The sequence below is a fragment of the Komagataeibacter nataicola genome (assembly GCF_003207795.1).
Classification (GTDB): Bacteria; Pseudomonadota; Alphaproteobacteria; order Acetobacterales; family Acetobacteraceae; genus Komagataeibacter; species Komagataeibacter nataicola.
Genome location: NZ_NIRT01000024.1, coordinates 31073 through 44813 on the forward strand (window position 1 = coordinate 31073; position 13741 = coordinate 44813).

At 64.4% G+C, this 13741-nt stretch carries 11 protein-coding genes; 5 read left to right on the forward strand and 6 right to left on the reverse strand.

What is annotated here, in order from left to right:
- Nucleotides 1-51: 51 nt before the first annotated feature.
- Nucleotides 52-1596, forward strand: a complete 1545-nt coding sequence (gene zwf, locus CDI09_RS12435; protein ID WP_078525754.1) for a glucose-6-phosphate dehydrogenase — start codon at nt 52-54, stop codon at nt 1594-1596.
- A 150-nt stretch (nt 1597-1746) separates the two neighbouring features.
- On the opposite strand, the gene CDI09_RS12440 is transcribed toward zwf, so the two are convergent.
- The 4 genes from CDI09_RS12440 to CDI09_RS12455 form a co-directional block, all read right to left on the reverse strand.
- Entirely contained in the window at nt 1747-2289 is a 543-nt protein-coding gene (locus CDI09_RS12440) for a Spy/CpxP family protein refolding chaperone (RefSeq protein ID WP_078525756.1), read from the reverse strand.
- A gap of 51 nt (nt 2290-2340) precedes the next feature.
- On the reverse strand, nt 2341-2694 hold the full coding sequence (locus CDI09_RS12445; RefSeq protein WP_110571344.1) for a hypothetical protein: 354 nt from the start codon (nt 2692-2694) through the stop codon (nt 2341-2343).
- Between the two features lie 88 nt (nt 2695-2782).
- Complete coding sequence (locus tag CDI09_RS12450; protein ID WP_078525757.1) at nt 2783-3427, reverse strand: 2OG-Fe(II) oxygenase; 645 nt, start codon at nt 3425-3427, stop codon at nt 2783-2785.
- A gap of 106 nt (nt 3428-3533) precedes the next feature.
- Nucleotides 3534-3872 carry a carboxymuconolactone decarboxylase family protein gene (locus CDI09_RS12455; protein WP_078525759.1) on the reverse strand — a complete coding sequence of 113 codons (339 nt, stop codon included), beginning with the start codon at nt 3870-3872 and terminating at the stop codon, nt 3534-3536.
- A gap of 120 nt (nt 3873-3992) precedes the next feature.
- Here CDI09_RS12455 and zapE point away from each other — a divergent pair, with 120 nt between their 5' ends.
- The 4 genes from zapE (at nt 3993) to lpdA (ending at nt 11602) form a co-directional block, all read left to right on the forward strand.
- Nucleotides 3993-5192: a cell division protein ZapE gene (gene zapE / locus CDI09_RS12460; protein WP_078525760.1), complete on the forward strand. Its 1200-nt coding sequence runs from the start codon at nt 3993-3995 to the stop codon at nt 5190-5192.
- 346 nt (nt 5193-5538) lie between these two features.
- Nucleotides 5539-8412 (forward strand): 2-oxoglutarate dehydrogenase E1 component, encoded by a 2874-nt coding sequence (locus CDI09_RS12465; protein WP_078525762.1) that lies wholly within the window; start codon nt 5539-5541, stop codon nt 8410-8412.
- A 121-nt stretch (nt 8413-8533) separates the two neighbouring features.
- Nucleotides 8534-9793 (forward strand): 2-oxoglutarate dehydrogenase complex dihydrolipoyllysine-residue succinyltransferase, encoded by a 1260-nt coding sequence (odhB, locus tag CDI09_RS12470; protein ID WP_078525764.1) that lies wholly within the window; start codon nt 8534-8536, stop codon nt 9791-9793.
- 69 nt (nt 9794-9862) lie between these two features.
- Nucleotides 9863-11602: a dihydrolipoyl dehydrogenase gene (lpdA, locus tag CDI09_RS12475; RefSeq protein WP_078525766.1), complete on the forward strand. Its 1740-nt coding sequence runs from the start codon at nt 9863-9865 to the stop codon at nt 11600-11602.
- Between the two features lie 144 nt (nt 11603-11746).
- Here lpdA and CDI09_RS12480 read toward each other — a convergent pair whose 3' ends face one another.
- Both CDI09_RS12480 and CDI09_RS12485 read right to left on the reverse strand, forming a co-directional pair.
- Entirely contained in the window at nt 11747-13483 is a 1737-nt protein-coding gene (locus CDI09_RS12480; RefSeq protein ID WP_078525767.1) for a putative bifunctional diguanylate cyclase/phosphodiesterase, read from the reverse strand.
- Between the two features lie 50 nt (nt 13484-13533).
- Nucleotides 13534-13741 (reverse strand): EAL domain-containing protein (locus tag CDI09_RS12485; RefSeq protein ID WP_146220879.1); only part of this gene is annotated, 208 nt, incomplete at its 5' end.

The following is a 13741-nucleotide window of genomic DNA, read 5'->3' on the forward strand; positions in this document are numbered from 1 at the left end:
GCCTCTGTGGCCTGCCCCACGGCCGCGCAGGCAAGGACGGTTAGAGAGATCATGGCCTCACCAACTGATATTTCCGCAACGCCCGCAGCAGGGCGCCCGGTCACCCCCGCAGGCGCGCACCGCGCCCCACCGTGCACGCTGGTCATATTCGGCGCACATGGCGACCTGACCAAGCGGCTGCTGGTGCCCGCGCTGTACAACCTGGTGGGCAGCGGCCTGCTGCACCCGGATTTCCGCGTGATCGGGGTGGACCGGGTGGACAGCACCACCGCTGCATGGCGCGACGGACTGAATGACATGATGCAGTCCTTTACCCATGACCCCAATGCCGAGTTCCACCCCGCCCACATCGATGCCGCGCAGTGGGACTGGCTGGCGCAGCGGCTGGAATACGTGAAGGCGGATTTCAGTGACGTGGCGGCCATCCGCGCGCTCGGTGAAAAACTGCCCGCCAACGCCATTTTCTACCTCGCCATTCCTTCGCGCTTTTTCGCCACCGTGGTGGAAACGCTGGGGGCTGCCGGAGTCGTGGCGCAGAAGGATGGTGCCTTCCGCCGGGTGGTGATTGAAAAGCCGTTTGGTTCCGACCTTGCCAGCGCGAAAGAACTTAATCGCCGCGTGCTCTCGGTGCTCGACGAGTCGCAGGTGTTCCGCATCGACCACTTCCTGGGCAAGGAGACGGTGCAGAACATTCTCGCCATGCGATTCGGCAATCTGATCTTCGAGCCGCTATGGCGCAATGAATATGTCGATCATATCGAGATCACCGCCGCCGAGACCATTGGCGTGGAGCAGCGCGGCGCGTTCTATGAACCCACCGGCGCGCTGCGCGACATGGTGCCCAATCACCTGTTCCAGCTTTTCGCCATGGTGGCGATGGAGCCGCCCAACACCTTTGATGCCGAGAGCGTGCGCAACGCCAAGGAGCAGCTGTTCGAGGCCGTAACCCCCATCGACCCCCGCGATGCCGTGCGCGGGCAGTACGCCGCAGGCACCGTGGAGGGCAAACCCATGGTGGGCTACCGCGAAAGCCCCGGCGTGGCCCCGCACAGCAATACCGAGACCTATGTGGCGCTCAAGCTGCATGTGGAGAACTGGCGCTGGGCGGGCGTGCCGTTCTACCTGCGCACCGGCAAGGGGCTGGGGGGCCGCCGCACGGAGGTGGTGGTGCAGTTCCGCAAGCCGCCGATGCTGATGTTCCGCGATACCGAGACCGAAAACCTGCCGCCCAACCGCATCATTCTCAACATCCAGCCCGCGCAGGGGCTGACGGTGGAACTTGGTGCGAAAAAGCCGGGGCCGGAAATGGACCTGACCGACGTGCAGGCCCGTTTCCGCTACGAGGACGTGTTCACCAAATCACCCAATGTGGGTTACGAAACCCTGCTCTATGACTGCCTGATGGGTGATGAGACCCTGTTCCAGCGCGCCGACAATATCGAGGCGGCATGGAAGGCGGTTGATCCCGTATTGCAGGCCTGGGCGCAGGACAGCACTGGCCCCGAACTATATGAGGCAGGCGCCACCGGCCCGAGGAGCGCTGATGAACTGCTCGCGCGTGACGGGCGGACCTGGTACCCGCTGGATAAAGCCTGAAGTCATAAAAGTTTTCGGGTGCCGCCTTTTTTTAAAAAGGTGGCGTTCTTCTGAAGCTTTTGGAAAACAGCGTCACCAGAAACTTTTCACTGAACAAAAAAAGCCCGCGCCATCACGGCGCGGGCTTTTTCATGCCTGTGGGGCAGGAGGTTACTGCGCGGCGGGGGCGGCGGCTGTTGCTCCCTGCGCTGCGGCGGCACGCTCCTGCTGCTTCTCGGCATGCGCGCTGTCACCCTGCACGAACAGGGTATCGGCATGCTTACGCTGCTTTTTGGAGAAGCTGTCATAAAGCGGTGCAAACGCGCTGTTGAGCGTCTGCATGTCATGCGCGCGCTCGGCCACGAGGTCGGCATAGGACTGCATGTTTTCCACCGCGTTCATCTTGGGCAGCTTCTCGCGGCGGGCCTCGATGGCGTCATGCAGGCGCTGGGCGTTGTCCATCATGTCCTGCGCGAACGGCGTCCAGAGCGCTTCCTGCTTTTTGGTAATGCCCAGCTCGTCATGCAGGGCCTTGATGTGGGCCTCGACCTCGTCGGGGGCAGGGTCATGCGGGGTGTGGGCGAGCGAGGCGGTGGAGTTGGGCGTGCCCTGCGCTGCGGGGGCCGTGGGGGCCGCAGGCTGCGGGTCGGCGGCCAGGGCCATGGCGGGCAGCATCAGGAGGGCGGCGGCGGGGAGGAACCGGCGGAACATCATGTTGTGTATTTTCCTTCGCGGGAGAGATCGGGTGCGTGGGATGTCAGGCGGTCAGTAACCGCCGCCATACGGGTAGTAGGCCGGGGGTGGCGGCGGTGGCGGCGGTGCGGGGTAATAGGCGGGCGGCGGGGGCGCTGCGCCCCGTTCGGCCAGGGCGCTGCCCAGCATGGCGCCAACCGCAAGGCCCGCAATGCCGCTGCCTACGGCCAGCCCCGCGCCACCGCCACCACGGCGGTAGCCACCACCATGCCACCCGCCACGGGGCGGGCCGCCATGCCAGCCGGGGCCGGGACCGCGCGGGCCACCATGCCAGGGCTGTGCGTGGGCCGCAGGCACAGCGGTGGCCAGCAGCCCAAGGGCGAAGCTGGCTGACAGGAGGGAAGCAGTGAGTTTACGCAGCTTCATGGGCTTTGAGTACCTCGGCGTGTCGTGAAGGCGAAGAACGCGGGCATGATAGGCGCCGCGCGTGGCGAAACAATGGCCCGGGCTGGGTTCAGGCCACCCAGGGCAGCCGCTTGGTCAGGGCGGATAACCGGTGACGGCGCAGTTCGTTGCGCGCGCGGGTGTCATTGGTCATGTAATTGAGCTGGATGGTATGGCGCGGGCCGACATACTGCCGGTGCCCATGCCATGTGTCCGGCCCGTTGGGAAAGATGAGCAGCGTGCCGTTGACGGGCGGGATCTCGGCGGCGAAATCCTCAAGGTCATGCCCGTTGCGCAAGAGGCGCAGGCAGCCTTCATGCCGGGCCCAGGCGGCCTCGTCGGCCGGGTTGAGGTACAGCAGCACGGTCACGCGCTTGCTGTCGGAATCGCGATGGATGCGCCCGTCCTTCGCCCGTGTGCGCCCGCGCAGGGTCAGCATGGTGGGGGCGGCATCAAGGTCGAGGTCGAATTTGGCGGCAATGAGCGCGCGCAGGCGCGGCCCCTCCAGCTCCGCCACCAGCCCTGCCATGAGCGGCGAGAGGCTGAGCGCCGCAGGCGGGAACGATCCGCCCGAGCGGATGGCGGGCAGGCTCGTGGCCAGCGCGCGCAGGTCGGGGGGCGTGATGAAATGCGGCACCACCACATGGGCGAAGGGTGCGGTTGCGACCGGCGTCGCCTCAAGTGCTGCATAGTCGGGGGTGACGGGTTGGATCATGCCATCTCTGCAAGCACGCGGGTGAAAGCGGCCCTGTCATCGGGCCAGAAAACCAATACGCGCCAGATTAGGGCCAGTTGCCTTCACCCGCAAGTGATCGGGCAGATCAGGGTTTGACCGTATCCACCGCATCGAGCACGCGGCTGGAATAGACCACGGCGGCCCCCGCGTTCAGCGCCACGGCAACGCCCAGCGCCTCGGCAATTTCCGCTTTGGTGGCCCCGGCCTTTACCGCCGCGGTGGAATGCACGGAGATGCACCCGTCGCACCGTGTGGTCACGGCCACGGCCAGGGCGATGAGTTCGCGGGTCTTGGCATCGAGGTGGCCGGTTTCGGCCCCTGCGCGATCGAGGGTCTGGAGTCCCTTGAGCGTGCCGGGCGAGAGGGTGGCAAACGCGCCGATGGACTCGCCCAGATGGGCGCGGTAGGCGTTCCAGTCAGTCATCACAAAACCTCCATCTGATGGGGTTTGAGTTCACCAGATGGAGAGAACCCCTGTCATGACACAGTTTGGCGAGATCGGGGCCTTGCTGGGGCTTTTTTAACGGACTATCGCCAAAATATCATGAATACGGATATCGCCCCCGCCCGCCTGTCCGCTGCGGCGCAGCCCGCAGGCACCGGCCCCTTCGCCGCCTATGAGGCCCGCGTGGCTTCAGGCCGTCTTGATCGCGACCCCGAGCAGGAAAAAGCCGCCCGCAGGCTCGACCAGCTCTGGCGCGAACTGCGCGACTACCACCCGGTGGTCCAGTCCGCGCCACCCGCCAGTGGCTGGCTTGGCGGGCTGAAGGCGCGGCTTGGCCTTGCGGGCCGGGCGGCGCAGGGGCAGCCCCGGCCGCGCGGCGTGTACATGGTGGGGCAGGTGGGGCGTGGAAAAACCATGCTGATGGACCTGTTCTTCAGCCTCGCCCCGGTCGAGCACAAGCGCCGGGTGCATTTCCACCGCTTCATGCAGGATGTGCACCAGCGCCTGCATGACATGAAGGAAGCGGATCCCGACCTGTCCGATCCCATCCCCCCGCTTGCCCGCCAGATCGCACAGGAGGCGTGGCTGCTGTGCTTTGATGAATTCCAGGTCAATGACATCGCGGACGCCATGATCCTTGGCCGCCTGTTCGATTACCTGTTCGCCGATGGCGTGGTGGTGGTGGCCACATCCAACACAAAGCCCGAGGACCTGTTTCAGAACCGCCCCGGCGCGGATGCGTTCAAGCCGTTCATCGCCGCGATCCTCAAGGAGGTTGATACCGTCATCCTCGATTCCCCGCGTGATTACCGCCGGGGCAACGCGCCGGGCATGCAGACATGGATCATCCCCGTCGATGCGGCGGCGACAAGGCAGCTCGACTCGATCTTTGCCAGACTGGCCGGTGGCGCGCCGGTGGTGCCCGTAACCCTCGACATCATGGGGCGCCCGCTGAAGGTGGCGCGCGCGGCAGGCCCGGTGGCGCGGTTCAGCTTTGCCGAGCTGTGCGGCAGGCCGCTCGGCGCGGGTGATTACCTGGCACTGGCCACGCGCTTCCCCAACCTCGTGCTCGATGGCGTGCCGCGCATGGGGCCGGATAATTTTGACGAGGCCCGCCGGTTTATCGTGCTGATCGACACGCTGTACGAACAGAACGTCAAGCTGTTCGCCTCGGCCGAGGACCAGCCCGATGCCATCTATGCCAGGGGGCAGGGGGCGACCGCGTTCGAGCGCACGGCCTCGCGGCTCGAGGAGATGCAGAGCGCGGCCTATATGCAGCTGCCGCACCTCAACGCATGATGGACGCAAACGGCAGAAGGGTCACGCCATCGTGACGGTTATGGCGGTGGTGTGACTGCCGGGGCGGTAGGCAAGCCGTGCGGTCTTTGCTTGGGTATGGGCAAGTTCGCATCAGCCGGGATCCGTGCCGCGAAAAGCGATGTTTTGCAGCGCCATGCCCCGCCATTACGGGTCAGGCACGAAAATGTCAGTATGCGCGGCAAGCAGACCTGATCCTGATGAAAGATGGCGGCATCCCGGCAAGGGTGCGGCTAGGGTAGCGATACAAATCGGGCCGGCTGCCGTTTCAGGCCGGATCCGGAAATAGCGCGGCCACAAAGGCCGCCAGCGAGGAGATGTCTTCAATATGGCGGGCGTAGATATTCTTTCGACCGCATTCAGCGGCGCCAATACGGCCTATCTGGCCGAGTTGTATGCGCGCTGGGTGGCCGATCCCAACAGCGTCGATCCTTCCTTTGCCTCCCTGTTTCAGGAACTGCATGAGGAAGGCACCGAAATCGTTCATGATGCGGAAGGGGCCTCCTGGGCGCCGCGCCCGCATATCATCACTGGCGATGAACCGGCCCCCCTGCCGGGTGGCAAGGCGGCGGGCGTTACGGCGGAGAGCCTGAAGGCGGCGGCTGATGACAGCCTGCGCGCGACCCAGCTCATCCGCGCCTTCCGCGTGCGTGGCCACCTTGAGGCGCGGCTCGATCCGCTCGGCCTGCAGGTGCCCAAGCCCCATGCGGATCTCGACCCCGCCACCTACGGCTTCGGCCCCAAGGACTGCGACCGCCCGATCTATCTTGGCCACATCGTCGCCAGCCTGATCGGCTCGGACACCGCCACCATCAATCAGGTGCTCGATGCCCTGCGCGCGGTCTATTGCGGGCCGATCGGCGCCGAGTTCATGCACATCCAGGACCCCGAGCAGCGCATGTGGGTGCAGGCGCGCCTTGAGGGTGACAACTGGCGCAAGGGCGCAAGCCCGGAGCAGAAAAAGGTTATCCTGCAGCAGCTGACCGAGGCGGAGGGTTTCGAGTCCTTCTGCCAGAAGCGCTATGTCGGCACCAAGCGCTTCGGCCTTGAGGGCGAGGACGTGACCATCCCCGCGCTGCACGCCATCATCGACCAGGCGGCCGCAGGCGGCGTGCGCTCGGTGGCCATCGGCATGCCGCATCGCGGGCGTCTGAACACGCTCGTCAACATCGTGCGCAAGCCCTATACGGCCATCTTCAGTGAATTCGCCGGCGTGTCCTTCAAGCCGGACGACGTGCAGGGCTCGGGCGATGTGAAATACCATCTCGGCACCTCCACCGATGTCGAGATTGGCGGTACGCCCGTGCATATCTCGCTCCAGCCCAACCCCTCGCATCTTGAGGCGGTGGACCCGGTCGTGATCGGCAAGGTGCGCGCGACGCAGGATGATGACGACCCCCACCAGCGCGGCCGCCACATGGGCGTGCTGCTGCATGGTGACGCCGCATTCGCGGGGCAGGGCATCGTGTATGAAACGCTGGCCATGTCGCAGCTCATCGGCTACCGCACAGGCGGCACGATCCACGTCGTGGTCAATAACCAGATCGGGTTCACCACCGTATCGGTCCATTCCTTCTCGGGCCTGTACTGCACGGACGTGGCCAAGGCGGTGCAGGCCCCGATCCTGCACGTCAATGGCGACGAGCCGGAGGCGGTGATCTACTGTTCGCGCCTTGCCGCCGAGTTCCGCCAGAAGTTCGCGTCCGACGTGGTGCTCGACATCGTGGGCTACCGCCGCCACGGCCATAACGAGTCCGATGAGCCGTCCTTCACCCAGCCCACCATGTACAAGGCCATCGCGGCGCGGCCTACCATCCGCACGCTGTATTCCGATCGCCTCGTGCGCGAAGGCGTGGTGACCGAAGCTGAAGTGACCGCCGAGTGGGATGGTTTCCACAACAAGCTCGAGCAGGCCTATCAGGCCGCCCAGGGCTACAAGCCCAACAAGGCCGACTGGCTGGAAGGCGCGTGGAAAGGCCTCAAGCCGCCGCCAGTCGACACGACCCTGCCCGCGCCCGAAACCGGTGTTTCCATCGACCGGCTGAAGGAAGTCGGCGCATCGCTGGCTCATGTGCCCGATGACTTCAACGCCAACCCCAAGATCATCCGCCAGCTCAAGGCCAAGGCGAAGATGTTCGAGACCGGCGCGGGCATCGACTGGGCCACGGGCGAGGCGCTGGGCTTCGGCACGCTGCTGCTTGACAAGCACCATGTCCGCCTGTCGGGCGAGGACTGCCAGCGCGGCACCTTCAGCCAGCGCCATGCGGTGCTGATCGATCAGGTGAACCAGAACACCTACGTGCCGCTCAACAACATCGCCAAGGACCAGGCGGCCATCGAGATCTACAACTCGCTGCTGTCCGAATTCGGCGTGCTGGGCTTTGAATACGGCTACTCGCTGGCCGACCCCAATGCGCTGGTGCTGTGGGAGGCGCAGTTCGGTGACTTCGCCAACGGCGCGCAGGTCATCATCGACCAGTTCATCGCCTCGGGCGAGACCAAGTGGCTGCGCATGTCGGGCCTCGTGATGCTGCTGCCGCATGGCTATGAGGGGCAGGGGCCGGAGCATTCCTCCGCCCGCCTCGAGCGCTACCTGCAGCTTTGCGCCGAGAATAACATGCGGGTGTGCAACATCACCACGCCCGCCAACTACTTCCACGCGCTGCGCCGCCAGTTGTTCCTCGACTACCGCAAGCCGCTGATCATCATGACGCCGAAGTCCCTGCTGCGCCATAAGCTGGCGGTGTCGGAACTCAAGGATTTCGGGCCGGGCACGCGCTTCCTGCCGGTCATTGGCGAGATCGACCCGATCGCAGCGCCTGACAAGGTGGACCGGGTGGTGATCTGCTCGGGCAAGGTCTATTACGACCTGCTGGCCGAACGCCGTGAGCGCAAGCTCGATAACGTCGCAATCCTGCGCCTCGAGCAGTTCTATCCCTTCCCCGGCAAGATGCTGGGCGAGGAACTGGCCCGCTACAGGCAGGCCAAGGTGATCTGGTGCCAGGAAGAACCCGAGAACATGGGCGGCTGGACCTTTGTCGATCGCCTGATCGAGGGCGTGCTGACCGATATTGGCCACAAGAGCACGCGCCCGACCTTTGTGGGGCGGGTTGCGGCGGCCAGCCCGGCCACGGGCCTTGCCAAGGTGCATGTTGCCGAGCAGGCGGCGCTGGTGAACAAGGCGCTGGGCGTCAGCGCCTGATACGGACCGGGTAGAACATAACAACACGGGGGCGGCCTGCCGGTCGTACCCCCAAATAACGAATGGGGCCGCCCCGCAGCCTGGTTGGGGCAGGGGCGGCCAAGGGATTGGGAAACAGGAAATGTCCGCCGAGATCAAGGTACCGACACTGGGTGAAAGCGTAACCACGGCAACCATCGCCAAGTGGCTCAAGCAGCCGGGTGACGCCGTGAACGAGGATGACCCGTTGGTGGAACTGGAAACCGACAAGGTCAGCGTGGAAGTGCCCGCCCCGCAGGCTGGCGTGCTTGGCCCGCTGCTGGTGCCCGAAGGCGCTGAAGTGGAAGTGGGCACCGTGCTCTCCACCATCGAGGCCGGTAGTGGCGCCGCCCCCAAGGCCGCTGCCACTCCCGCGCCAAAGAAAGAAGCCGCCCCTGGTGGCGTGCAGGCCCAGCCCGCAACCCCGGGCCCGGTGGCGCGCCCCGCCACGCCGCCGTCCGATGTCGCGGCTCAGGGTGCGGCCAACGTGGCTTTCCCCGCCGCGCGCAAGGCCATGGCCGAGCAGGGTATAACGCCCGCCCAGGTCGGCACCGGCACGGGCAAGGACGGGCGCATCACCAAAGGTGACGTGCAGAGCTTCCTCGCGCAGCCGCGCGCGGCTGCCCCCGCTGCCGCCCCGCGCCCGCCGCGTCAGGACGACCCGCGTGAAGAGCGCGTGAAGATGACGCGCCTGCGCCGTACCATCGCCCGCCGCCTGAAGGATGCGCAGAACACCGCAGCCCTGCTCACCACCTTCAATGAGGTGGACATGTCGGCGGTGATGCAGATGCGCGCCGAATACAAGGAACTGTTCATCAAGAAGCATAACGGCGTGAAGCTGGGCTTCATGTCCATCTTCAGCCGCGCGGTCATTGCAGCGCTGCAGGAATTCCCGGCCATCAACGCCGAGATCGACGGCGATGACGTGATCTACCGCGAGTTCGTCAACCTCGGCATTGCCGTGGGCGGCCCCAACGGGCTGGTCGTGCCCGTGATCCGCGATGCCGACAAGATGGGCTTCGCCCAGATCGAGAGCGCGATCGCAGGCTTTGGCAAGAAGGCGCGCGAAGGCACGCTCAAGATCGATGAGCTGTCGGGTGGCACGTTCTCGATCACCAATGGCGGCATCTATGGCTCGCTCATGTCCACGCCCATCATCAACGCGCCACAGTCGGCCATCCTTGGCATGCATGCCATCCAGGAGCGCCCGATGGCGGTGAACGGGCAGGTGGTGATCCGCCCGATGATGTATATCGCGCTGACCTACGACCACCGGATCGTGGATGGCAAGGAGGCGGTCAGCTTCCTTGTGCGCGTCAAGCAGAACGTGGAAGATCCGCGCCGTCTGCTGCTGCAGGTCTGATGCCTGCCGGGGCCGCGCCTGTGTCGCGGCCCCTACGCGCAACCGCATAGCAAGCAGGACTGACAAGACATGACAATCGATATCAAGGTGCCCACGCTGGGCGAGAGCGTGACCACGGCCACGGTCGCCAAATGGCTGAAACAGCCCGGTGATGCGGTCAATGCCGATGACCCGATCGCCGAGCTGGAAACCGACAAGGTCAGCGTGGAAGTACCCGCCCCGCAGGCGGGCGTGCTCGGTGCCCATGCCGTCAAGGAAGGTGATGAGGTCGAGGTCGGCACAGTGCTGACCACCCTTACGCCGGGTGCTGGCGGCGCCAAGGCGGCTCCGGCCCCCGCAGCCCAGCCCGCGCAGGCGGCTGCCCCTGCCGCGTCCGCTCCGGCGGCCCCCGCGTCCAGCCCCGCGGCCGAGGCGCCAAGCGAGACGGATTACGACGTGATCGTGATCGGCGCGGGCCCTGGCGGTTACGTGTGCGCCATTCGCGCAGCCCAGCTTGGCTTCAGGGTGGCATGCGTGGAAAAGCGCGCGACCCTTGGGGGCACCTGCCTCAATGTGGGCTGTATTCCGTCCAAGGCGCTGTTGCAGCAGTCAGAGAACTTCCATGCCGCCAAGGATGAATATGGCGAGATGGGCATCATCATCGACAGCGTGAAGCTGGATCTGGCGAAGATGATGGCGCGCAAGCAGTCCGTGGTCGATGCGAACGTGAAGGGCGTGGAGTTCCTGTTCAAGAAGAACAAGGTCACCTGGCTCAAGGGCACCGGCAGGATCGAGGGTACGGGGCGCATCACGGTTGATGGCAAGCCGGTTACGGCAAAGCACATCGTCATTGCCAGCGGCAGCGACAGCGCGGGCCTGCCGGGCGTGGACGTGGATGAAAAGCAGATCGTCACCTCCACCGGCGCGCTTGAGCTTTCCGCCGTTCCCAAGAAGATGGTGGTGATTGGCGGTGGCGTGATCGGCCTTGAGCTGGGCAGCGTGTGGCACCGCCTCGGCGCGGATGTGACGGTGATCGAATATCTCGACCGTCTGGTTCCCGGCACCGATAACGAAGTGGCCAAGACCTTCCAGCGCATCCTGACCAGGCAGGGCCTCAAGATGAAGCTCGGCCACAAGGTGACCAAGGCCGAGAAAAGCCCCAAGGGCGTGACCCTGAGCGTGGAACCCGCCAAGGGTGGCACGGCCGAGACGCTGGAAGCCGATGTGGTACTGCTGGCCATTGGCCGCACGGCAGCCAGCAAGGGCTTTGGGCTGGAGGAAGCCGGCATTGAGCTCGACAGGCGTGGCCGCATCGTGACTGATGCGCATTACGCCACCAGCGTGCCCGGCATCTACGCCATTGGCGATGTGATCGCTGGCCCCATGCTGGCCCACAAGGCCGAGGAAGAAGGCGTTGCCATAGCCGAGCTGCTGGCAGGCCAGGCAGGCCATGTAAATTATGGCGCGATCCCGGCCGTGGTCTATACGTGGCCGGAAGTGGCGACCGTGGGCAAGACCGAAGAAAACCTGAAGGAAGAGGGCGTTGCCTACAAGGTTGGCAAATTCCCCTTCACCGCCAATGGCCGCGCGCGCGCCATCGGCATGACCGACGGGTTTGTGAAGGTTCTGGCCGATGCCACCACCGACCAGGTGCTCGGCGTGCACATTATCGGCCCGATGGCGGGCGAACTGATTGCCGAATGCACCATGGCGATCGAGTTTGGCGCCTCGTCGGAAGATATTGCCCGCACCTGCCACGCCCACCCCACGTTGAGCGAGGCGGTGAAGGAAGCAGCCCTCGATGTGGACAAGCGCGCCATCCATATCTGACCCGGCGCAACAACACAAAACCCACCCGGCAACAGAGCTGCCGGGTGGGTTTTTTTATGAATGACAAAAGAAGTTTGTGGTGAAGCTGTTTTCAAAAAGCTTCACAAGTCCGCCGTCTTTCTGAAAAAGTCGGCCCACGCCCTCTCAGGCCGTGGGCGTCTTTACAGGGTTCCAGGCATCGCGCTGGGTGATGCGGATCAGTTCTGTTGCGGAAACCGCGCGTGAGATGAAGAAGCCCTGCACGTAATCCACGCCCAGCGCACGCACGGTGTCGAATTCCTCCTGTGTTTCCACGCCTTCCACCGTTACGGCCAGGTTGTAGCCATGGCCGAGCTTGATGAGGGCGGCAAGCAGGTTGCGGGCTTCCGCGTCGGTGGCGATGTCACGCACGAGGCAGCGGTCAAGCTTGAGCGACTGCAGCGGCAGTTCGCGCAGGGTGGACAGGCGCACTGTACCGTAACCGAAATTGTCCATGGCCAGGCCAAACCCGTCTTCCGCCAGGGCGCGCAGGCGCAGGCGGCTTTTTTCTGCCCGCCGCCCCTGCAGCATCTGCTCGGTCACTTCCAGCATGAAGGTGGACGGTTCAAGGTTGAGTTCACGGATCTCGCTGAACAGATCGATCTGCTGCTCGAGGTTGAGCAGGTCCAGATGCGACAGGTTGACCGCCAGCCGCAGGCTGGGCAGGCCTGCTTCCTTCCATTTCTGGATATCGTCATGGAAGGACTGCACAAGGTGCGTCTCCATGATCTGGGCCAGGGCCGAGTCGGCAAATACATCGGTAAACGCCCCGGCGGAGAGCAGGCCCCGGTCCGGGTGGTGCCAGCGCATCAGTGCTTCCGCCTGCTCGATGCGGCCCGTGCGTGCGTTCAGTATGGGCTGGTAGTAAACCTCGAACTGCCTGAGTTCCACGCCCTTGCGGGCCTCGGTCAGGATCTTGGCCCGTTCCATCGTGGTCTTGTGCAGGCTGGGTGTGAACATGCGCGCCTGCTTGCCGCCCGACTGCTTGGCGGCATAGACCGCCACATCGGCGTTTTTCTGCAGGCCCTCGAGCGTGTCCGCTGCCGTGATCGGCGTGGCCCCGATGCTGCCGGATATGCGCACCGTGGCGCTATCGAGCATGATCGGCTCCTCAAGCAGGTTCTGCACCTTGGTCAGAATGGTCTCGAGCGGCATGAGCTTGAGGCTGCGGCGCAGGATGATGGCGAACTCATCGCCACCAAGGCGGCTGATCGCGTCATCGGGGCCGATCAGTTCGATCAGGCGCTGCCCGATCACCTTGAGCACTTCATCGCCCGCATGGTGGCCATGGATGTCATTGACGGGCTTGAACCCGTCAAGATCGAACATGACCAGCGCCTGCGGCTCGGGGTGCGGGCGCTTGGCGTTCTCGAGTGCGGTGACAAGGCTGGCATTGAAGCCGCCACGGTTGAGCAGCCCGGTCAGCACATCGGTCGCGGCCTGTTTCTTGAGCCGGACCTTGGTGTTCATCAGTTCCGTGATTTCAAACCGGCTTGCCACGAAACCGGTGATCTCGCCCTGCGCATTGTGGTGCGGCATGATGGTGGTGGCCACCCAGTAATGGCTGCCATCCTTGGCGCGGTTGCACAGGTTGCCATACCAGGTGCGGCCTGCGAACAGGGTCTGGTACATCTCGCGGAAGAAGGCCTTCCCATGCTCGCCCGAGTTCAGGATGCGGTGGGTATGGCCAAGAAGCTCCTCGCGGGAATACTGGCTGATCTCGCAGAATTTGTCATTGACGTAAGTAATAACGCCCTTGCGGTCAGTGACTGCAACAATAAGGACATTATCCACCACATCCGCCCAGAAGTCGGCATCTTCATGTGTAAGGGCACGGAGCCTGTTATCATGCGGTGCTGACATTCTGTTACCTCGGATACGGATCGGAAAACCTGAATTGACCTATCGGTAATTTAGGATGATTTCTTTTCTGGCGAAACATTTTTGGCAGTCTTCGCGGCAGGCAGCATCTGGCGGATCGTGTGGTGGTGGCGCATCCACTTCTCGAAGTCGTCGGGTGCGAGCGGCTTGGCGAACAGGTAGCCCTGCATCACGTCGCAGTTCAGTTTTTCCAGCAGGTCGCGCTGCTGCTCGGTCTCGACGCCTTCGGTCACGACCGTC